Below are 20,575 nucleotides of genomic sequence, written 5' to 3'. Positions count from 1 at the left end.
GGGCTACCTGCCTTCCGCTGTGAGCCGGGCGTCCAGGCGCGGGTAGACGCGCCGGGCGTTGCCCTCGTAGACCTTGCGCAGTTGTCCGTCGTTGAGGCCGGTCCGGTCGACGTACTGCTTGGTGTCGTCCCAGGCGATGCCGGTGGCGGGGTCGACGCCGCGGACGGCGCCGAGCATCTCCGAGGCGAACAGGATGTTGCCGGTGTCCACGACCCGGTGGAGCAGGTCGATACCGGGCTGGTGGTAGACGCAGGTGTCGAACCAGACGTTCTTCATGACGTGTTCGGCGGGGTCGGGGCGGCCGAGGCGGACGGCCAGGCCCCGGTAGCGGCCCCAGTGGTAGGGGACGGCGCCGCCGCCGTGCGGCAGGACGAAGCGCAGCGCGGGGAAGCGGGCGAAGAGGTCGCCCTCCACGAACTGCATGAAGGCGGAGGTGTCGGCGTTGAGGTAGTGCGCGCCGAGGGCGTGGAAGGCGGGGTTGCAGGAGGCCGACACGTGGATCATCGCGGGGACGTCCAATTCGGTCATGGCCTCGTAGAGGGGGTACCAGTACGGGTCGGTGAGCGGCGGTGAGGTCCAGTGGCCGCCCGAGGGGTCGGGGTTGAGGTTGCAGCCGACGAACCCGAGGCCGGTGACGCAGCGACGCAGCTCGGCGACGGCGTCGTCGAGCGGGCCGCCGGGGGTCTGGGGCAGCTGGCACACCCCGGCGAAGTGCCGGGGGAAGAGGGTGGTGACGCGGTGGACGAGGTCGTTGTTCGCGCGGGCCCAGTCGCGGGCGGTGGCGGGGTCGGGGACGTGGTGCTCCATCGCCGAGGCCTTCGGGGACAGGAGCATGAGGTCGGCGCCGCGTTCGCGGAGCAGCTTGAGCTGGTGGTTCTCGATGCTCTCTCGGACGGCGTCGTCGCTGATGGCGGTGGGCGCCGGGACGGGGAGTGCGGGATCGCGGAGCCGGGCGAGCTGGGCGTCGCGGTAGGCCTGGTGCTGCGGCGGGGCGGTGGTGTAGTGGCCGTGGACGTCAATGATCACCGGTGGCCTCCTGGTCGGCGTCGGCGTAGATCAGGCCCTTGCGGGCGAGGCGGTCGCGCATGGCGTTGACGTCGAGCCCGAGTTCGCCGTTCGCGTAGCGTTCGCGGGTGCCCGCCTCCTTCTCCTCGCGGGCGCGGGAGGCCGCCAGCACGTCGGCGGCGCACAGCCGGGGGACGACGACCACGCCGTCGTCGTCGGCGACGATCACGTCGCCCGGGGCGACGTGCTGCCCGGCGCACACCACGGGGAGGTTGACGTCGCCGAGGGTCTCCTTGACGGTGCCGAAGGCGCTGATGTGCCGTGCCCAGACGGGGAAGCCCATCCGCTGCAGGTCGGCGACGTCGCGGCAGCCGGCGTCGATGACGACGCCGCGCACCCCGCGGGCGGCGACGGAGGTGGCGAGCAGGTCCCCGAAGTACCCCGCTTCCGAGGGGGAGGTGGGGGCGACGACGAGGACGTCGCCGTCGTGGCACTGCTCGACCGCGACGTGGATCATCCAGTTGTCGCCCGGCGGCACGGCGACGGTGACGGCGGTGCCGGCGATGTGCGCTCCCGGCCAGACGGGGCGCAGCGCCGGGGAGAGCAGCCCGGTGCGCCCCTGGGCCTCGTGGACGGTGGCGACACCGTACGCGGCGAGGGCGTCGACGGTGGCGCGGTCGGCGCGGCGGGGGTTGCGGACGACGACGCTCATGCCGCCGCCCACGGCAGCAGGGAGACGTGCACGGCGTCCTCGCCCGTCTCCCCGCCGACGGTCCTGATGGCGCGGTCGGCCTCGGCGAGCGGGAAGCTGTGGGTGCTCAGCTTCTCCAGGGAGAAGCGTCCGGACGCGAGCTGTTCGAGGGCGAGTTCGCAGGAGCGGTAGCTGTGGCCGCGGGCGCTCTTGAGGCTGATGGACTTCTCGGTGAGCTTCTTCATGGGGAAGTCGGGGAAGGCGGCGAGTTCACCCTGGACGACCATGACGCCCTCGCGGCGCTTGAGCGCGTCGATGCCGAGGAGGACGGGTGCGGTGCCGGCGCCCGCGGTGCAGTCCAGGACGACGTCGACGCCGCGGCCGCCGGTGATCTCCAGCACGCGGGTGAGGGCGTCCTCCCGCTGGACGTCGACGACGTGGTCGGCGCCGAGTTCACGGGCGAGGGAGAGCCGCGCGGCGTCGCGGGTGGTGCCGGTGACGACGACGGTGGCCGCGCCGGCCTGCTTGCAGGCGACGACCTGGGACAGGCCCTGTTGCCCGGGCCCCTGGATGAGGACGGTGGAGGCGTAGCCGACGCCCGCGGTGACCAGGGCCCATTCGATGCCGTTGGACAACGGCGTGACCAGTCCCGCGAGTTCGGCGGAGACCCCGTCGGGGACGCGGTGCGTCACGGCGTTCCAGGGCAGGTAGAGGTACTGGGCGAAGCCGCCCCACAGGTGGTAGGGGTGGTCGGCCGAGGTGTAGCCGTAGCGGCGGGCGTCGGGGTTGGTGCGCCAGTCCGTGGCCTCGCAGTGCCGGTACTCGCCGCGGTGGCACCATTCGCAGCGGAAGCAGCCGACGTAGTGCTCGGCGAAGACGCGGTCGCCCTCGCGCAGGCCCTTGCGCTCGGTGAAGGTGCGGCCGGCCCTCGCGATGACGCCGACGTTCTCGTGGCCCATGATCACGGGATCGGCGAAGGGCGGCTTGCGGTACATCTTCACGTCGGTGCCGCAGATGCCCGCGACCTCGACCTTCAACAGGGCTCCGTCGTCAGGGACGTCGGGCATCGCGAACTCGCGCAGCTCGGTCGTGCCCGGGCCCGTCCTGACCGCCGCCAGCACCTTCTCGGCCATGGCCTCTCCTCGTGTAGGGGGCTGTTCGCGAGGCACCTTAGTCTATGGCCTTATGGTCTGACCATGGTACCTTTCTCTGCGTCAGTAAGCATGAGAAGGGCGGACGGCATGGACGGGACACCGCGGCTCAGGACGGTCACGCGCACGCAGGGCAACAACGAGGCGCTCAAGACCGGCGCCGTCACCCCGCACGGCTTCCGCTTCGACTTCGAGGAGGTGCCCGTCCTCGTCGACGCCTTCCGGCGCATGGTCCGCGGGCTGGAGTTCGACGTCAGCGAGATGGCGCTCACCACCTACCTCGTGGCGAAGGCGCACGGTTCACGGCCGTCCCCGCCTTCCTCGTCCGCGGTTTCCACCACGGCGCGATCCACCACGACCCCGCCTCGGACGTCCGCGGGCCCAAGGACCTGGAGGGCCGCCGGGTCGGCGTGAGCCGCGGCTACACGGTCACCACGGGCGTGTGGGCGCGGGCCGTCCTGCGGAACGAGCACGGGGTCGACCTCAACCGGGTGACCTGGGTGCTCTCCGGTGACGAGCACGTCGCCGACTACCGGCCGCCGGCCAACGTCGTCCCGATGGAACCGGGACGCTCCCTGGAGGAGATGCTGCTCGCCGGCGAACTCGCCGCCGTCATCGGGCCGCCCCCGAAGTCGCCCGCCCTGGCGCCGCTGATCCCCGACCCGCAGGAGGCGGGCTTCACGGCCCTGCGCGAACGCGGCCTCTACCCGGTCAACCACCTCGTCGTCGTCAAGGACGAACTCCTCGCCGCACGGCCCGAACTGGGTGCCGAGGTCTTCGACGCCTTCGCGCGCGCCAAGTCGCGCTACGTCGAGGGGCTGCGGGACGGCACCCCCGGCTCCGGCACGGCGACGGACCGCATGTACCGCCGGGTCATGGAGACCACCGGCGCCGACCCGCTGCCGTACGGCATCGAGCCCAACAGGGCGGTGCTGGAGGAACTGCTGCGGCACGCGGTGGACCAGCGCATCCTGGACCGCGCGGTGCCGCTCGACGGCCTGTTCGCCGAGACCACCCGCGACCTGACCGCCTGACGTCCCCCGAAGGAGGAGACACGGTGCGCATCGCCATCGCCGGGGACCACAACGGGGTCGCCCTCAAGGCCCGGCTGACCGCCTGGCTCACCGCCCGCGGCCACACCGTCGACGACCGCGGCAGCCACAGCGCCGAGACCGTCGACTACCCGCCGCTGTGCGCGGACGTCTGCGACCGGGTCGTCGCCGGCTCCGCCGACCGCGGCATCGTCCTGGGCGGCAGCGGCCTGGGCGAGACCGTCGCCTGCAACAAGGTCCCCGGCATCCGGGCGGGCCTGTGCCACGACGTGTGGAGCACCCGCATCTCGCGGGGGAACAACGACTCCAACGTGCTCGTGCTGGCGGCGATGGTGCTCACCGCCGACCTGGCCGAGGAGATCGTGGCAGCCTGGCTGGAGACCCCGTTCAAGGGCGGGGTGCACCAGCGCCGCGTCGAGCAGATCGCCGCCCTGGAGCGGCGCCCCTCCCCCACGGTGCCGGGATCCCCGGGGGCCTGAGCCGCGCGGCGTGCGTGCCCCCGCTCCGGTGGCGCGGTGCGGGGTCCGGCGCGTTACTGGGAGGTATGCACGCGACGACCGGCACTCCCTCCCCTCGGCGCGACGGCGCGCCTCGCCGTGGCGCGGTGACCCCGTGACAGGCCGCAACGGTTTCGGGCCCGTGCACGGGGTGCTGTGCGGGGCGGCCGCGGGCGCGGCGGGCACGACGGCCCTCAACACCGTGGGCTACCTGGACATGCTGCTGCGTGGCCGTGCCGCCAGCTCCGCCCCGGCGACCACGGTCGAGCGGCTCTCCGAGGCCACGCACGTACCGATCCCCGGCGACGACGGCGCCCGCCGCAACCGCATCTCCTCGCTGGGCGCCCTCACGGGCATCGCGGCCGGGGCGGGCATGGGCGCGACGCTCGGCCTGGCCGTGGGCTGCGGCTGGCGCCCGGCCACGGCCGTGCTGACGGCGACGGCGACCGTGGGAGCGCTGATCGGCACCAACGGCCCCATGACCGTGCTGCGTGTGACCGATCCGCGCACCTGGTCGCGGTCGGACTGGATCTCCGACCTCGTGCCGCACGTGGCGTACGCCCTGGTCACCACGGCCGTCCTCACGGGGCTCCGGGCGGGACGCGTACGAACCGGCCGATGAGCGCCAGCTGCGCAGTGAGCGCGGCGCCGGGCCGGCGCACCGAGGAGTAGGCGACCCCCAGCGACCACTCGAGGGGCCCGCCCGCGACGGGGCGCACGCACACGCCCGGGTCGTCCGCGGCAACCGCGAAGGACGGCATGATGGCCACGCCGAGGCCCTGCCGGACGTAGTCGGCGGTCACACCGCCGTGCGGCCGCACGCGGGACGGGGCCGCTCCGACCTGATCTCCAGCACCGCCAACATGGGCGGCTTCGCGGTGGGCCCGCTGGTGTCCGGGCTGCTCGCCCAGTACGCGGGCGCGCCGCTGCGCACCCCGTACCTGGTCTTCCTCGGGCTGCTGCTGCTCGCCGCCGCGGGTGTGGCGCTCGTGCCGGAGACCGTGGAACGGGCCGCGGAGCGACCCGCCTACCGGCCGCAGCGCGTCACGGTCCCCCCGGCCGCGCGCCCGGCGTTCTTCGCCGCCTGCGGGGCGACCCTGGCGGCCTTCGCGGTGCTGGGCCTGTTCACGTCGGTGGGGCCGTCGTTCGTCGCCGGTACGCTGCACCACCCGTCGCGCGCGCTGGCCGGTCTGGTGCCGTTCCTGGACTTCGGTTGCGCGGCCGGCGCGCAGGCTCTGCTGCTGCGGGTCGGCGCCCGGCGTCAGCTGGCGACCGGCCTCGCCTCGATGGTGGCCGGACTGGCCGCGGTGACCGCGGCCGTGTGGCTGCCGAGCTTCGGCCTGTTCCTGGCCGGCGGCATGGCCGCCGGTGCCGGTGCCGGCGTGCTCTTCAAGGGCACCGTGTCCACGGTCGTCTCCCTGGCGGAGGCGCGCCGCCGCGGCGAGGCCCTCGCGGGCCTGTTCCTGGCCGCGTACATCGGCCTGGCGGTGCCCGTCCTCGGGCTCGGCGTGGGCACGCTGTACGTCTCGCAGCGGCTGGCGCTCCTCGGTTTCGCCGCCGTGCTGATCGCGATCTGCGCGATCGTCAGCCGCCGCCTCCTGCGCCGCTGAGCACGGCCGAGCGGCCGGGCGGGCACCGGGGTTGTGGGGGGCGCCCGCCCGGCCGTTGCCCGGCACCACGCCGATGACGCGGCGACGTCCGTCAGCCGCCGTCCGCGCCGCCCAGGAACCCCAGCACCCGGTCCGCCGCGGTCACCGACGTCTGCTCCGCGACCGGGACGTCCCAGAACTCCGAGCGCGTCAGGCACTCCTGGAGGTAGCGGGCCGCCGAGGGCGCGTGGGAGTCGTCCTGGCCGGGGACGACCAGGGCCGGGACGTCGAGCAGGAGCAGGTCCTCGGGCTCGGGGCCGGGGGCCGTGTCGCGGTCGAAGAGCAGCCGGGCCGACCCGGCGACGGTCACCCGGTACCGCTCGGGGTCGGTGCGGGCATAGGCGTCGGCGAACTCCGCGTCGCCGCGGATGACATGGGCCCACGGTCCGACGCGTGGGTCGGCGGTGAAACCGGCAGCGGTGGTCCTGGCGAGGTCGACGACCCCGCCGAGCCCGTGCTCGGCGGCGTACGCGAGGTGCCGCTCGAAGCGGGCGTGCTGCTTCATCCGGTAGCTCACCCCGCCCGCCGGGGAGTACAGCACCATGCCCAGCACCCGTTCCGGGTGGGCCACCGCCAGCGCGGCCGCGGTCGAGCAGCCGACGCAGCCGCCCATCAGGTGGGCCCGCGCGATGCCGAGGTGGTCGAGGAGGCCGCGGCCCTGGGCGGCGTAGGCCGCCCAGGACAGGCGCTCGACCCGGCCGCCGGAGCGCCCCGACTCGCGCCGGTCGAAGGTGATGCAGGTGTACCGCTCGGTGAGCCGGTCGAGCAGCCGCAGCCTCCGGTACACCCCGACCGTCCGCCAGCCCTCCAGGCTGGAGTCGAAGCCGCCGGGCGAGAACATCAGCAGCGGCGGCCCCGAGCCGTCCGTCTCGTAGCGCGTGGGGATCCCGTCGATGACGGCGGTGGGCATGCGCGGTGGTCCTCTCGGTGGTGCGGGTCAGCCGGCGGGCGGCACGGGCACGCCGCCGGGGATCTGCCGGGCCGCGCGGACGTCCGCCGCGTACGCGGTGATCGCGTCGAGCGTGACGGCGGCGACGTTGGCGTACGTCTCGGGCGGGTCGTCGATGGCGTCCGCGGAGTAGCCGATGGCCGCGTGGGCCATCCGCATCCGGCCGTCGAGCCAGGGGCCGCCGCCGAATCCGCCGACGACCGGGACCGATACGGCGGCGGCGACGGCGGCGCCGACGACGGGTCCTGAGTTGGTGAAGTTGAGCAGCGCGGCGCCGGCGTCCTCCAGCCGTCTGGCCTCGGCGACGAGGGCGCCGGTCATCTCCTCCGGCACCTGGTCGGCGGCCGAGGGGACCGCCCGGTACGCGACCCCGTAGCGCAGGGCGGTCTGGGGCGTGATGCCGAACTGGGCGAACACCGGGATGCCGGCGCGGGTGACGGCCTCCACCGCCTCCAGGAAGTCCGGGGCGCCGTCGAGCTTGACCATGTCGACGCCCGCCTCCTTCACGAAGCGGATCGCCGCCCGTACGGCGCTGCCGGTGCCCTCCTGGAGCGGGCCGAAGGGGAAGTCGGCGCTGAGCAGGGCCCTGCTGACGCCGCGCCGGACGGCCTTGGTGACGACGAGCATCTCGTCCATCGTGATCTCGAGGGGGTTGGCGTGCCCCCACAGGTTGACCCCGACCGTGTCGCCGACGGAGACCAGGTCGACCCCGGCCCGGTCCACGATGCGTGCCATCTGGTGGTCCCAGGCGACGACGCCGACGATCTTGCGGCCCTCCTCCTTCATGCGCCGCAGATCGCGCAGGCTGGTCTTGCCGGTCATGCCACGTCCCCCTAGACCCTGAGTGCGGTGAGCAGTTCGAAGACGTCGCCCTCGTCGGCGGAGAGCAGCAGCACCCGCGCGTAGGGGCGCAGCGCAGCGACGGCGTCGTCGGCCTCGAAGCCGTCGCCGAGGACGACGCCCGCGGTGGTGATGCCGTGCTGCCAGCAGAACCGGCCGATGGTCGCGGCCGTGGCCCGGCCGCCGTCCTCGGTGGCGAGGACGACGACGACGTCGCTGCCGTCCAGGACCGCGGGCAGCGACGCGGGCGTGCCGTCGAGGGCGTGCAGCAGGGGGTCGTCGGTCCCGGCCGGGCGGGGGCCGCCGCCGGTGTAGAACCGGGCGTGGGCCCAGGGGCGTTCGGCCAGCCGGCGGGCGACGGCGGTCGCCCGGCCGTCCAGCCCGATGACGCGGGCGGCGCGGGCCGGCGCGATGGGCACGCGGATCCTGAACCGGGACTCGCCGGCGGAGGCCGCCCGCGCGCTCTCGCTCGGGTACACGGTGGGCGCCGCCATGTCAGACCGAGGCCTGGGGGACGCCGGGGGTGACCTTGACCGCGTCGCGGCAGGAGTCGAGGAAGGACTCGGCCTGCGGCAGGACCACCGCCGCCGAGCGGACCCGCTGGTGCTCGGGGTCCACGCCGGGCGGTGTCACCCCCTGGTCCCGCAGGGCGAGCGCGGCCTTGCGGAGCTTCTGGCGGGCCTTGATGATCCCGCTGTCGGCGGGGACGAGCCGTTCGCGGGTGCGGTCCACGACCGGGCCCATGCTCTCCTGGAGCGAGGCGTCCTGCATGGCGATGCCGGCCACGCCGGAGTAGGTGTCGCCGCGGCGCTGGGCCTCACGGTCGATCAGGTAGTCGTTGTCCATGTTGGCGACGGGCCGGTAGGTGCCGGGGATGTTCTTGCTGTGGACGCCGTGGCCGTCGGCCATCGCCTGCCGCTCGGTGTCGGTGAGGGCGCGGACGGGGTGGTAGTCGAAGGAGTAGGTCCAGCAGTTCTCGTCGTCGATCGGCACCCAGAAGTGGCCGTGCACGGGGTGGTCGCCGCGGGGCGGCACCATCGTGAAGGCCGGCATCACCCAGGGCGTGATGCGCCAGTAGTAGGTGCCCTCCTCGGCGTTGCGGCGGGCACCGACGAAGAGTCCCCCTTCGCTGTCGGCGACCTCGAAGAACGGCTTGGTGTCCTTCATGTTGTACTCGTTGCCCTTGGCGCCCTTGAACAGCGGGTCGGTCTTCAGCCCGCCGGAGTGCAGGAACGTCACGTGGCTGGAGTCGATGCCGCCCTCGAAGGCCTGCAGCCAGTTGCACTGCTGCCAGCGCTTGGAGGTGTAGGTCTGCTCGGCCGGCACGTGGCACCACTCGAACTCGGGCAGCGGCGGCTGGGTGGCCTTGTCGCCCATGTACGTCCACAGCACGTCGCCGATCCTGACCAGCGGGTACGAGGTGAGCTGGACGTTCTGGCAGAAGCTGCTGTTGTCGGCCTCGGAGGGGACCTCCACACACTGGCCGGTGACGTCGTACTTCCAGCCGTGGTACGGGCAGCGCAGCCCGGAGCCCTCGTTGCGGCCGAACCAGAGGGAGGCGCCGCGATGCGCGCAGAACTCGTCGATCAGGCCGTAGCGTCCCTCGCTGTCGCGGAAGGCGACCATGCGTTCCGACAGCAGTTTCACGCGCACCGGCGGGCAGTCGTCCTCGGGGAGCTCCTCGGCGAGCAGTGCGGGGATCCAGTACTGCCGGAACAGCTCGCCCATGGGCGTGCCGGGGCCGGTCTGCGTGAGGAACTCGTTGATGTCTTTTCTGAGCACGGCCGTTTCCCTTTCGGAACTGACCGCCGGGCGGCGGCGGATCGGTGGGTGAGCGTGCGGTGCGGCAGCGCCGGCCGGGCCGGCCGGGCGGTCAGGGCTGCTGCGGGGGGATGTCGACGGTCAGTCCGCCGAGGTCCTGGGTGACGCGGATCTGGCAGGCCAGACGGCTGGTGTCGCGCCGCTCCTCGACGGCGAGGTCGAGGAGGTCGTCCTCCATCCCGCCGGGCGGGCCGACCAGGGCCGCGAACTCCTCGCGGACCCACACGTGGCAGGTCGCACAGGACTGGTTGCCGCCGCATTCCGCGACGATCCCGGGGACACCGTTCCTGACCGCGGCCGACATGACCGAGTCACCGACCGCCGCGTCGACGGTGTATTCGGGACCGTCACTGCCGACGAAGATCACCTTGGGCACGGTCCCTCTTTCTCTCGTGGTGGGACATTGCCGAAGCGATGGACAGGCCGAAAGGCCATGGCCATCGGTTCATGGTCTGTCCATTAGACCAGATGCCGTGAGAACGAAACAAGGGACCGTCGCGCGGGCCACAATCGGCGCCATGCGAACACTGGTCCTGCTCCGCCACGGCGAGAGCGAATGGAACGCGGAGAACCGGTTCACCGGCTGGGTCGACGTCGGGCTGACGGCGCGCGGCGAGGAACAGGCCCGGCACGGCGGCCGGTTGCTCCGCGAGGCGGGACTGCTCCCGGACGCGCTGCACACCTCGGTGCTGACCCGCGCGGTGCGCACCGGTGCACTCACCACGGCGGCGGCCGGCCGGCCCGGCGTACCGGCGACGCACCACTGGCGGCTGAACGAACGTCACTACGGGGCGCTCCAGGGCCGTACCAAGCACGAGACGCTGCGCCGCTACGGCGAGGAGCGGTTCCGGCACTGGCGCCGCTCGTACGACGGCACCCCGCCGCCGATCGCACCGGGCGACCCGTGGGACACCTGCGACGATCCCCGCTACGCGCACCTGCCACCCGGCCTGCTGCCGCGCACCGAGTCGCTGGCGGACGTCACGGAACGCCTGCTGCCGCACTGGCGCGACGCGGTCGTGCCCGATCTCCGCGCCGGGCGTACGGTCTTGATCGTCGCCCACAGCAACTCCCTGCGGGCACTGGTCGCCCACCTGGACCGACTCGGCCGCGAGGAGGTGACGGAACTGAACATCCCGACCGGGAACCCGCTGGTCTACGGCCTGGACGAGGCCCTCCGACCGGTCCTGCGCGGGGGTCGTTACCTCGGTCCGGGCGCCGCCGCGGCCGCCGCGGAGGTGGCCGGGCAGGGGCGCGAACCCAGTGCGACACAGCGTTGACGGGCTTTCACGGTGGACTTATGGTTCTACCAATCTGCCACCCACTCAGCCCACTCAGTGATGTGAGAGCCGAACCACGAAGGGCCGACGCATGGCCAAGGACGCGATCGTCAACGAGAAACTGGCGGCCAAGTTCGCCACGGAGAAGGAATCCCCCTACACCCGCTGGGTCGCCGCCGAAGGGCTGGACATCATCGCCGCCCACTACGTGCCCGACCTGCGCACGGTCGAGCTGAAGCCGTGGGAACGGCGCGGCGGGCGCGGCGTGTTCATCAACCACGAGGCCACCCGGACCTCGAACGACTGCTACGTGTGCGAGATCCCGGCGGGCGGGAGGCTGGCGCCCCAGCGGCAGCTGTTCGAGGAGATGATCCTCGTCCTCGACGGACAGGGCTCGACACGGGTCTGGAACGACGCCGGCGCCGAGGTCACCTTCGAGTGGCAGGCCGGGTCGATCTTCGCGATCCCGCTCAACGCCCACCACCAGCACTTCAACGGCTCCGGCCGGAAGACCGCGCGCTTCGTCTCCTCCACGAACCTGCCGCCGGTGATCAACCTCTACGGGGACGCCGACTTCGTCTTCCACACCCCCAGGGACTTCACCGACCGCTTCGCCGGCGAGCCGGACTACTTCTCCCCCAAGGGCGAGCAGAAGGGCCTGCTGCTGGACACCAACTTCGTCGCGGACGCGGTCAACCTGCCGCTGGTCGAGGCGAAGGAGCGCGGTGCGGGCGGCGGTCACATCCGCTTCGCGATGGCCAAGGGCTCGATGAACAGCCACATATCGCAGTTCCCGACCGCCACCTACAAGAAGGGCCACCGGCACGGCCCGGGCGCCCACGTGATCATCCTCTCCGGCGAGGGCTACAGCCTGATGTGGCCCGAGGGCGAGGAGCCGCGGCGCTACGAGTGGGGTCCCGGCTCGCTGATCGTGCCGCCCAACATGTGGTTCCACCAGCACTTCAACACCGGCCCGGAACCCGCCCGCTACCTGGCCTTCAAGCACGAGGTGGTCTCGGTGCGCAACGCCCAGGGCGTGCCCAAGGCCTGGATCAGCCGGCGCATCGGCGGCGACCAGATCGACTACGCCGACGAGTCGCCCTTCGTGCGCGAGACCTTCCGCGAGGCACTGTCCAAGCACGGCATGGAGCCGCGGATGGAGGCCGTGTACGAGGCGGAGATCGCCACGCTGCCGCCCGCGCCGACCGGGGAATCCGTCTCCGCCTGACGACCGACACAGCCAAGGAGCGGGAACCGTGCGGCACTCCGGTGACCACAGCGACGACGACGGGGTGCGCACGGTCCACTCGGCGTACACCCCCGCCCACGACCACGTGCACGACGACGACGTGGCCGGCGCCCTGGAGGACAACCCGATCTGGCGGCAGGACAACGTCACGCTGCACAGCGTCGGGATGGACATCGGGTCGTCGGGCACCCAGGTGGTCTTCTCCCGGCTGCACCTGCGCCGGATCGGGGAGGACCTGACGAGCCGGTACCTGGTGGTCCGCAGGGACACCGTGTACCGGTCCCCCGTCGAACTGACCCCGTACGCGAGCGACGAGCACATCGACGCCGGTGCGCTCGGCTCGATCATCGACAAGGCGTACCACGACGCGGCCGTGGACCCCGCTGACGTCGACACCGGGGTGGTGATCCTCACCGGCGAGGCGCTGCGCCGGCGCAACGCGGAGGCCATCGCCGGCGTGCTGGCCGAGCGCGGCGGCGAACTGGTGACCGCGACGGCGGGCCACCACATGGAGGCCATGCTCGCCGCGTACGGATCGGGCGCGGCGCAGGCCTCCTACGACCGCGGACAGCGCATCCTCAACGTCGACATCGGCGGCGGGACGACCAAGCTCGCCGTGGTCGACCGCGGGCAGGTGGTGGCCACCGCCGCCGTGCACGTCGGCGGGCGGCTGCAGGTGACCGACGAACAGGGCCGTCTCGTACGGCTCGATCCGGCGGGCCGCCGTCATGCGGCCCGCGCGGGGTACGGCTGGGAACTCGGCGACACCGTGCAGGACGCCGAGTCCGAGCGGGTGGCGGAGACGATGGCCGACGCCCTCGTCTCCCTGCTGACCGCTCCCGGCGATCCGCCTCCCCCGGACGCCGGCCGGCTGTACCTGACCGATCCCCTGCCGGACGCCGGTCCCTTCGACGGGGTGATGTTCTCCGGCGGCGTCGCGGAGTACGTGTACGACCGGGAGCGGCGGGGGTTCGGCGACCTCGGCCGCCCGCTCGGCCGTGCGCTGCGCCGCCGGGTCGAGGCCGGCTCGCTGCCCTTCCCGCTGCTGCCGCCCGGCGAGTGCATCCGCGCCACGGCGCTCGGGGCCTCGGAGTACAGCGTCCAGCTCAGCGGCAACACCGGGTGCGTCACCGATCCCGGTGCACTGCTGCCACGCCGCAACCTGCAGGTGGTCAGGCCGGTGTACGAGCTCGGGGAGACCGTCGACCCCGAGGCGGTCGCCGCCGCGGTCCGCCGCCGGCTGGCCGCGCTGGACGCGGGGCGCGACGACGCCGACGTCGCCCTCGCGATGTCGTGGAGCGGGCCGCCGGGCCACGACCGGCTGCTGCCCTTCGCCCGCGGCATCCGCGACGGCCTGGCGGAACGCATCGAACGCGGACTGCCGGTGTACGTGATGCTCGACGGGGACGTCGCCATGACGCTCGGCCGGCTGCTGCGCGACGAACTCGACGTGGCCGTGGACGTGCTGGTCGTCGACGGGCTGAACCTGCGGGACTTCGACTGGATCGACATCGGCCGCATGCGCCACCCGTCCGGCACCGTGCCGGTGACGATCAAGTCCCTGGTGTTCGGCAAGGACCCCTACCAGGGGGCTTTGCCGACGCTTGACGGTGCGTCAACCCCGACCGGTAACAATAACGTAACATCCAAGTCCGATGGTTAGACCATAAGACCTAACCTCCTGTTTCATGCAGGGACAGACCCGGCTACCGGAAGGTGACACCGATGTGTGACAGCGGCCGGCCGGGCCGGCGGACCGAAGGGCCCGGCGGCCACCGGGCGTCATCCCCGACCGGCCGCCACCGGTCGTGAAGGACCCGCCCCGCTGACCGCGGGCCCGCCCCCGGTCCCCTCCCCCCACGGCTTTGCGCTCATCCGACTGCTCTTGACGACCCCGACCGGCTTTCGTCCAAGGAGTGTGCGATGCGTCATGGTGCCCTCACCGCCGGCCTCCTGGCCGCCGGCCTCGTCCTCGCCGGCTGCGGCTCCGCGCCCACCACGACGGGGGCGGGCGGCCCCGCACCCGAGGGGGCCGACCCCTACGCCGACTACGCCGCGCTGACCGGCAGCCGGCGCACCGAGAAGCTGCTCGCCGACGCCCGATCCGAGGGCGGGGTGCTGGACCTCTACACCTCCAACACCGACATCCAGGACCTCGTTGACGGCTTCGAGAAGGCCTACCCCGCCATCAAGGTCCGGGCGTTCCGCGCCAACTCCGAGACCGTCCTGCAGCGGGCGCTCCAGGAGAACCAGGCGGGCAAGCCGCAGAACGACGTCGTGGACACCAACGACCTGGAGCTGCGCGCCCTGGACTCCCAGCACCTGCTCACGCCCTACGACGGCCCGGCCGAGGAGGGCCTGAGGGACACCGCCAAGGAGTTCGGCGGCTGGACCGCCGAGCGCTTCAACGCCTTCGTCGTCGGCTGGAACACCGACCAGGTCCCGGCCGGCCAGGAGCCGAGGGACTTCGCCGACCTCGCCGACCCCCGGTGGAAGGGCAGGCTCTCCGTCGAGATCGGCGACTGGGACTGGTACGCGTCGATGCACACCTACCTCACCGACGAGAAGGGCATGAGCCCCTCCGCCGTCGACGACCTCTTCCGGCGCATCGCCGCCAACGTCAAGGTCACCAAGGGCCACACCGTGCAGGGCGAACTGCTCAGCGCGGGCCAGTTCTCCGTGGCCCTGTCCGTCTACTCCCACACGGTCGACAAGGCCGCCCGCAAGGGCGCGCCCGTGACGTACAAGCCGGTCGTCGAACCGGTGATCCTGCGGCCCAACGGCGTGGGACTGATGGCCCACCCGCGCCACCCCGCCGCGGCGCTGCTGTGGACCGACTGGGTGCTCAGCGAGGGCCAGAAGGTCATCGCCGGGTCCCTGCGCATCCCGGCCGCGAAGACCGTCGAGGGCTTCAAGGACCCGATCCCGCCGGGCACCACCACGTACAGCCTCTCCAAGACCGCCGAGACCGACAGCAAGAAGTGGAACGACGCCTACGACGCGCTGCTGCGCGGCGTCCCCGCGACCGGCTGACCGCACACCCACACCCCCTCTCGCACCCTCGATACAGGAGAGCTCCACATGAGGACCCGCAACTCGACTCTCGCCGTGGCCGGACTGCTGGTCGCGGCCGTCACCACAGGGTGCGGCGGCGCCGTCCCGGGCGCTTCCAACAGCCAGGCCGAGTCCGTCTATTCCCAGATCGCCGGGCTGCCCAAGGAGCAGCAGGTCGCCAAGGCCAGGGAACTCGCGGGGAAGGAAGGGAGAGTGCTCTCCCTCTACACCTCGATGACGGCGGACATCGCCACCCCCATAGGCAAGGCCTTCGAGAAGAAGTACGGCATCCACGTCAGCGTCTTCCGCGGCAACTCCGAGACGGTGCTGCAGCGCACGCTCCAGGAGGAGAAGGCCAACCGGCCGGGCGCCGACGCCGTCGAGACCAACTTCCTCGAGATGACCGCGCTCGCCGACAACGGCTACCTCGTCAAGTTCAACGGCTCCGCCCTCGACAAGGTGGAGAAGGCCGGCACGTTCGACCAGTGGACGGCCAGCCGGCTCAACGTCTTCCAGCCCGCCTGGAACACCGAGCTGATCAAGCCCGCCGACGAACCGCAGAGCTGGGAGGACCTGGCCCAGCCCAAGTACAAGGGCAAGATCACCCTGGAGCTCAGCGACAGCGACTGGTTCGAGAACGTCACCAAGTACTGGCTGGCGCACGGCAAGACCCAGGCCGAGGTCGACACGCTCTGGAAGCAGATCGCGGCCAACTCCAAGGTCGCCAAGGGCCACACCACGATGATGCAGTTCCTCACCGCCGGCCAGACCCCGATGGAGGCCATGAACTACACCTACATCACCTACCGGGCCACCCAGGAGGGCGCCCCCGTCACCTACCTCCCGCAGGGCGGCGTGTCGAAGATCCCCGCGTTCGCCCGCCCCAACGGCGTCGGCATGATCAAGGGCGCCCAGCACCCCGCCGCCGCCTGGCTGTTCTACCACTGGCTGCTCACCGACGGGCAGAACGAGCTGGTCAAGCTGGGCCTGACCCCCTCCACCAAGGTGCCCGGCGACAAGAGCCTCGACGGCCTCACCCTCGTCCCCTTCGACGTCGAGGGACTGAGCAAGGACGACGGCAGCTGGGACAAGAAGTACGACGCGCTGCTGCGCGGCGCCGCCACGGTGGGGAACTGACCGCCGATGACCCTCGTACCCGCACCCGCCGCGTCCCGGGACGACGACCGGGCCCCCGGGACGGACACCGTCCCCGAGCCGGCCGGCACCGCCGGGCCGGGCCGCCTCGCCCGGCTGCTGAGGCGTCCGCTGTCCCTGCAGGGCCTGCTGGTCGGCGCGGCCGTCGTGATCGTCGGCTACCTCGCCGTCGTCCCGCTGGGCTACCTGGTCCACGACACCTTCCTGAGCGCCGACGGCGCGGGGGTGTCCGTCTCGGCCTTCTCCCGTGCCTACGGGGGCAACTCGCAGGCCGGATCGATGATGCTGAACTCGCTGTGGTTCGCCTTCGGCTCGGCCGCGCTCGCCCTCGTGCTCGGCACCGTGCTCGCCTACGTCCAGGTGCGCACCGACACCCCGTTCAAGGGGCTGTTCTTCGCCGCCTCGCTGGTACCGCTCATCGTGCCCGGCATCCTCTACGCCACCTCCTGGATCTTCCTCGGCGACCCGTCGAGCGGCGTGCTCAACTCCCTGGTGTTCAAGCCTCTGTTCGGCACCACGCCGATCAACATCTTCAGCGTGTGGGGCATGATCTGGGTGCAGGGGCTGCACCTCGCCCCCGTCGCGTTCCTGCTGATGGTGGCCGCCTTCCGGGCGATGGACCCCTCGCTGGAGGAGTCGGCCGCCATGTCGGGGGCCGGCCGGCTCACCGTGCTGCGGCGCGTCACCGTCCCGCTGCTGCGCCCGGCGATGATCTCGGCGGCGCTGCTGATGTTCGTGCAGTCGCTGGAGAGCTTCGAGGTGCCCGGCCTGCTCGGACTGCAGAACGGCATCTACGTCTTCACCAGCCGGATCTACTTCGTGCTGCGCTCCTACCCCGCCGACTACGGTGCCGCCGGGGCCTACGCGATCGGCCTGCTGGTCATCGCCGCGGCGGGGGTGCTGGTCTCCGGCTGGCTGCAGCGCTCCTCGCGCAACTTCCAGACGGTCACCGGCAAGGCGTTCCGGCCCCGCCCGGTGGAACTGGGGCGCGCCCGGCCGTTCGTGGGCGCCGCCGTGATCGGCTACTTCCTGCTCACGGTCGTCCTGCCGGTCGCCGTCCTGGTCTACGCGAGCCTGCTCAAGTACTACACCGCTCCCTCCCGGAAGACGTTCGGCTCGATGACGCTGGACAACTACCGCGAGGTCGCCGACATGCCGCTGGCGTTCACGGCGCTGAAGAACTCGCTCATCGTCGGGGTGGGCGCCGCGACCGTGGTCATGGTGCTCACCGCGATCGTCTCCTGGGTCGTACTGCGCACCAAGGCGCCGGGCCGGCGGCTGCTGGACCTGCTGGCCTTCACGCCCATCGTCATCCCCGGCCTGGTCCTGGGCCTCGCGCTGTCCTTCGTCTACCTGAGGATGCCGCTGCCCATCTACGGCACGCTGCTCATCCTGCTGGTGTCGTACTGCACGCGCTACCTGCCCTACGGCATGCGCTACGCGTCGTCGGCGATGGCCCAGATGTCGCCGGAACTGGAGGAGTCCGCGGCGGTGTCCGGGGCCTCGTGGTTCCAGACCTTCCGGCGGGTGCTGCTGCCGCTGATGAGCAGCGGCATCCTCGCCGGCTGGGTCTACATCCTGGTGGTCTCCTTCAGGGAGTTGTCCAGCACGATCCTGCTGTACAGCCCGGGCAAGGAAGTGCTGTCGGTGCTGATCTGGGAGCAGTTCGAGAACGGCCAGTTCACCACGCTCGCCGCGCTCGGCGTCTGCATGGTCGTGCTCCTCGTCCTGCTCGTCTCCATTGCCTACCGTCTCGGCGCCCGCTTCGGGCTGCAGGGCGACTCCGCGAACTAGCGATAGGAATCACAGGGATGCTGACGGTCGAATCCCTCAAGAAGAGCTACGAGGAAACCGGGGGACGCGCCTCCCGCCGCAAGGCCGCCGAGGGCACGCGGGTCTACGCGGTCGGCGGGGTCGACTTCGAGGTCCACGACGGCGAACTGTTCACGCTGCTCGGCCCCTCCGGGTGCGGCAAGACGACGACGCTGCGCTCGGTCGCGGGCCTGGAGCGGCCGACCGAGGGCCGGGTCACCCTCGGCGGCCGGGTGCTGTTCGACGCGCGGCAGGGCGTCAACCTGCGCGCCAACCGCCGCGGCTTCGGCATGGTCTTCCAGTCGTACGCCATCTGGCCGCACATGACGGTCTTCAAGAACGTCTCGTTCCCGCTGGAGGTCATGCCGCGCGCGAAGCGCCCGGGACGGCAGGAGATCGAGGAGCGGGTGCAGCAGGTCCTCGAGGTCATCGAGCTGGGCGCGTACGCCGGGCGGCCGGCCACCAAGCTCTCCGGCGGCCAGCAGCAGCGCCTGGCGCTGGCCCGCGCCCTGGTGACCCGGCCCGAGCTGATGCTGCTGGACGAACCGCTGTCCAACCTGGACGCCAAGCTCCGCGAGTCCATGCGCTTCGAGCTGAAGCGGCTGCAGCGCGAGCTGAACCTCACCGCGATCTACGTGACCCACGACCAGTCCGAGGCGCTGGTGATGTCGAACCGGATCGCGGTGATGAACGAGGGCCGCATCGAGCAGATCGGCAAGCCCCGCGAGATCTACACCAAGCCGGCCACCCGCTTCGTCGCCGAGTTCATCGGCACGTCCAACTTCATCGAGGCGAAGGTGGTGGGCGTGGACGGCGACGAGGTCGTGGTCGACACCGCGCCGGGCCGGCTGGTCGCCCGGAAGGTGGAGCGGGTCCCCGCGGTGGGTGACACGGTGCTGATCTCGATCCGCCCGGAGTGCGTCGACCTGTCCACCGACCGGCGCGGCGACGTCCCCAACGAGCTGTCCGGCCGGGTGCTGACCCGCGCGTTCATGGGGGACGTCGTCGACCACATCGTCGGGGTGGGGGACCTGGAGATCCGCAACCGCTCCAACCCCAACCTGTCCATCCCGCCGGGCACCGAGGTCCACTTCTCCGTCGCCCCGGACAAGGTCACCCTGGTCCCGGTCGACTGACCGATGGCGATACCCGAGGTACTGCGCAACCGCGACTTCGACCTCTACTGGGGCGGCGTCGTCCTCTCCCAGATCGGGACCAGGGGCGCCGTCGCCGCCAACCTCTACCAGGTGTACGAGCTCACCGGGTCCACCGCGCAGGTGGGCCTGGTGGGTCTGGCCCAGGCCGTGGCGCTGCTGCTGCTCTCCCCCGTCGGCGGGATCTACGCCGACCGCCTGGACCGGCGCAGGCTGCTCCAGGCGACGCAGGCGCTGGCGCTGCTGGTCTCGGCGGGCCTGGGGGCGCTCACCCTGACCGGCGCCGCGACCGTGGGGACCGTCGTCGTGTCGTCGCTGCTCGCCACGGCCGCGGCGACCTTCGACCAGCCGGCGCGGCAGGCGCTCATCCCCGCGATGGTGCCGCCCGACCGTCTGGTCGACGCCTTCGCCCTGCTCAACCCCTCGCGGGAACTGGCGATCCTGGTCGGGCCCGCCTTCGCCGGTGTGCTGATCGCGCTGGGCGGACCGGGGGCGGTGTACGTCTTCGACGCCGTGACATACGCCGTGCTCGTCGTCGTCCTCGCACTGCTGCGGGTACCGCCGCTCGCGGTCGACGGCAAGCGGCGGCCCCTGCTGGAGAGCCTGCGGGAGGGCGTGGGCCACGTCTCCGGGCGGCCGGTGGTCTGGCAGTTGATGGGGCTGGACCTGGCGGCCACCGTCTTCGGCGCGTACCGGGTGCTGCTGCCCGCCTTCGCCGCGGACGTCCTGCACGTCGGCGCCACCGGGTACGGGCTGCTGTCCGCCGCCCCCTCGGCGGGCGCCCTGATCGGGTCGGCGTGGGTGTTCCGGCTGGTGCGCACGGCCCGGTCGGGGCGCATCGTGCTGTGGGGCACAGCCGCATACGGGCTGGCCGTCGTGGGCCTCGCCCAGGCACGGGTGTTCCCCGTGGCGCTGCTGGCGGCGGTCGCGCTCGGCGCCGCGGACGCGGTGGCGACCACGGTCCGCCACGCCGCGGTGCAGTTGGAGACCCCGGACGAGCTGCGCGGCCGGGTCTCGGCGATCTACCAGATGTGCTCCCGGGGAGGACCCGCGCTCGGCGACACGGCGATGGGCGCCTTCGCCGGCGCCGTCGGGCCGGTGGCCGCGCTCACCGTCGGCGGACTCGTGCCCGCCCTCGCCTCCCTGCTCAGCGCGGCACGCAGCCGTACCGTCCGCGAGTACAGCGTCGCCGGGGCCACCGGCTGACCCGCTCCCC

Annotated in this window: 22 protein-coding genes; 13 read left to right on the top strand and 9 right to left on the bottom strand. The window is 72.2% G+C overall.

All coding sequences use genetic code 11. The features are described 5' to 3' along the window. Nucleotides 1–3: 3 nt before the first annotated feature. The 3 genes from ACFV3E_RS20475 to ACFV3E_RS20465 are packed head-to-tail and all read right to left on the bottom strand — an operon-like array spanning nt 4 to nt 2,829. The gene (locus ACFV3E_RS20475; RefSeq protein ID WP_500535897.1) at nt 4–1,026 is read right to left on the bottom strand and encodes an amidohydrolase family protein; all 1,023 of its coding nucleotides are present in this window, start codon (nt 1,024–1,026) and stop codon (nt 4–6) included. Beyond that, a complete protein-coding gene (locus ACFV3E_RS20470; protein WP_500535896.1) occupies nt 1,016–1,717 on the bottom strand; it encodes a 4-carboxy-4-hydroxy-2-oxoadipate aldolase/oxaloacetate decarboxylase in 702 nt (233 codons plus the stop codon). The genes ACFV3E_RS20475 and ACFV3E_RS20470 overlap by 11 nt, the downstream gene beginning before the upstream one ends. Continuing rightward, nucleotides 1,714–2,829 (bottom strand): zinc-dependent alcohol dehydrogenase, encoded by a 1,116-nt coding sequence (locus ACFV3E_RS20465; protein ID WP_500535895.1) that lies wholly within the window; start codon nt 2,827–2,829, stop codon nt 1,714–1,716. Before ACFV3E_RS20465 ends, ACFV3E_RS20470 begins: the two co-directional genes overlap by 4 nt. Nucleotides 2,830–2,937: 108 nt before the next feature. Here ACFV3E_RS20465 and ACFV3E_RS20460 point away from each other — a divergent pair, with 108 nt between their 5' ends. The 4 genes from ACFV3E_RS20460 (at nt 2,938) to ACFV3E_RS20445 (ending at nt 5,018) form a co-directional block, all read left to right on the top strand. Further along, nucleotides 2,938–3,261: a hypothetical protein gene (locus ACFV3E_RS20460; RefSeq protein WP_500535894.1), complete on the top strand. Its 324-nt coding sequence runs from the start codon at nt 2,938–2,940 to the stop codon at nt 3,259–3,261. Then, nucleotides 3,258–3,881, top strand: a complete 624-nt coding sequence (locus ACFV3E_RS20455) for a hypothetical protein (RefSeq protein ID WP_500535893.1) — start codon at nt 3,258–3,260, stop codon at nt 3,879–3,881. The genes ACFV3E_RS20460 and ACFV3E_RS20455 overlap by 4 nt, the downstream gene beginning before the upstream one ends. A 23-nt stretch (nt 3,882–3,904) precedes the next feature. Beyond that, the gene (locus ACFV3E_RS20450) at nt 3,905–4,378 is read left to right on the top strand and encodes an RpiB/LacA/LacB family sugar-phosphate isomerase (protein ID WP_500535892.1); all 474 of its coding nucleotides are present in this window, start codon (nt 3,905–3,907) and stop codon (nt 4,376–4,378) included. Nucleotides 4,379–4,511: 133 nt separating this feature from the next. After that, the gene (locus ACFV3E_RS20445; RefSeq protein WP_500535891.1) at nt 4,512–5,018 is read left to right on the top strand and encodes a hypothetical protein; all 507 of its coding nucleotides are present in this window, start codon (nt 4,512–4,514) and stop codon (nt 5,016–5,018) included. Here the strand turns inward: ACFV3E_RS20445 and ACFV3E_RS20440 are convergent. Then, nucleotides 4,978–5,199 (bottom strand): LysR substrate-binding domain-containing protein, encoded by a 222-nt coding sequence (locus ACFV3E_RS20440; RefSeq protein ID WP_500535890.1) that lies wholly within the window; start codon nt 5,197–5,199, stop codon nt 4,978–4,980. The genes ACFV3E_RS20445 and ACFV3E_RS20440 overlap by 41 nt on opposite strands. 6 nt (nt 5,200–5,205) lie before the next feature. Here ACFV3E_RS20440 and ACFV3E_RS20435 point away from each other — a divergent pair, with 6 nt between their 5' ends. Further along, nucleotides 5,206–6,006: a hypothetical protein gene (locus ACFV3E_RS20435; protein WP_500535889.1), complete on the top strand. Its 801-nt coding sequence runs from the start codon at nt 5,206–5,208 to the stop codon at nt 6,004–6,006. Between the two features lie 91 nt (nt 6,007–6,097). Here the strand turns inward: ACFV3E_RS20435 and ACFV3E_RS20430 are convergent, their stop codons facing one another. The 5 genes from ACFV3E_RS20430 to ACFV3E_RS20410 form a co-directional block, all read right to left on the bottom strand. Next, nucleotides 6,098–6,955, bottom strand: coding sequence for an alpha/beta fold hydrolase (locus ACFV3E_RS20430; protein WP_500535888.1), 858 nt, complete (start codon nt 6,953–6,955; stop codon nt 6,098–6,100). Between the two features lie 27 nt (nt 6,956–6,982). Next, a complete protein-coding gene (locus tag ACFV3E_RS20425; RefSeq protein ID WP_500535887.1) occupies nt 6,983–7,816 on the bottom strand; it encodes a 3-methyl-2-oxobutanoate hydroxymethyltransferase in 834 nt (277 codons plus the stop codon). A gap of 11 nt (nt 7,817–7,827) precedes the next feature. Continuing rightward, entirely contained in the window at nt 7,828–8,253 is a 426-nt protein-coding gene (locus tag ACFV3E_RS20420; RefSeq protein ID WP_500535886.1) for a 3-methyl-2-oxobutanoate hydroxymethyltransferase, read from the bottom strand. 76 nt (nt 8,254–8,329) lie between these two features. Continuing rightward, nucleotides 8,330–9,616, bottom strand: coding sequence for an aromatic ring-hydroxylating dioxygenase subunit alpha (locus ACFV3E_RS20415; protein WP_500535885.1), 1,287 nt, complete (start codon nt 9,614–9,616; stop codon nt 8,330–8,332). A 91-nt stretch (nt 9,617–9,707) separates the two neighbouring features. Next, complete coding sequence (locus tag ACFV3E_RS20410; protein WP_500371978.1) at nt 9,708–10,031, bottom strand: 2Fe-2S iron-sulfur cluster-binding protein; 324 nt, start codon at nt 10,029–10,031, stop codon at nt 9,708–9,710. 142 nt (nt 10,032–10,173) lie between these two features. On the opposite strand from ACFV3E_RS20410, the gene ACFV3E_RS20405 reads away from it, so the two are divergent. The 8 genes from ACFV3E_RS20405 to ACFV3E_RS20370 all read left to right on the top strand — a co-directional run bounded on the left by ACFV3E_RS20405 (nt 10,174) and on the right by ACFV3E_RS20370 (nt 20,565). Then, a complete protein-coding gene (locus ACFV3E_RS20405; protein ID WP_500535884.1) occupies nt 10,174–10,935 on the top strand; it encodes a 2,3-bisphosphoglycerate-dependent phosphoglycerate mutase in 762 nt (253 codons plus the stop codon). 91 nt (nt 10,936–11,026) lie between these two features. Beyond that, nucleotides 11,027–12,163, top strand: a complete 1,137-nt coding sequence (locus ACFV3E_RS20400) for a cupin domain-containing protein (protein ID WP_500535883.1) — start codon at nt 11,027–11,029, stop codon at nt 12,161–12,163. A 28-nt stretch (nt 12,164–12,191) separates the two neighbouring features. Further along, entirely contained in the window at nt 12,192–13,847 is a 1,656-nt protein-coding gene (locus ACFV3E_RS20395; RefSeq protein WP_500535882.1) for an ethanolamine ammonia-lyase reactivating factor EutA, read from the top strand. 260 nt (nt 13,848–14,107) lie between these two features. Then, nucleotides 14,108–15,217 (top strand): ABC transporter substrate-binding protein, encoded by a 1,110-nt coding sequence (locus ACFV3E_RS20390; protein ID WP_500535881.1) that lies wholly within the window; start codon nt 14,108–14,110, stop codon nt 15,215–15,217. Between the two features lie 48 nt (nt 15,218–15,265). After that, complete coding sequence (locus tag ACFV3E_RS20385; RefSeq protein WP_500535880.1) at nt 15,266–16,375, top strand: ABC transporter substrate-binding protein; 1,110 nt, start codon at nt 15,266–15,268, stop codon at nt 16,373–16,375. Between the two features lie 6 nt (nt 16,376–16,381). Further along, nucleotides 16,382–18,187, top strand: coding sequence for an ABC transporter permease (locus ACFV3E_RS20380; RefSeq protein WP_500371972.1), 1,806 nt, complete (start codon nt 16,382–16,384; stop codon nt 18,185–18,187). 17 nt (nt 18,188–18,204) lie between these two features. Next, entirely contained in the window at nt 18,205–19,341 is a 1,137-nt protein-coding gene (locus ACFV3E_RS20375; RefSeq protein WP_500535879.1) for an ABC transporter ATP-binding protein, read from the top strand. 3 nt (nt 19,342–19,344) lie between these two features. After that, nucleotides 19,345–20,565 (top strand): MFS transporter, encoded by a 1,221-nt coding sequence (locus tag ACFV3E_RS20370; protein WP_500535878.1) that lies wholly within the window; start codon nt 19,345–19,347, stop codon nt 20,563–20,565. The last annotated feature ends 10 nt before the right edge of the window (nt 20,566–20,575 follow it).

The organism is Streptomyces sp. NPDC059718 (assembly GCF_042733315.1).
Lineage (GTDB): Bacteria > Actinomycetota > Actinomycetes > Streptomycetales > Streptomycetaceae > Actinacidiphila.
The sequence above is the reverse complement of the archived record's forward strand: the minus strand, read 5'-3'. Positions and strand labels throughout refer to the sequence as shown.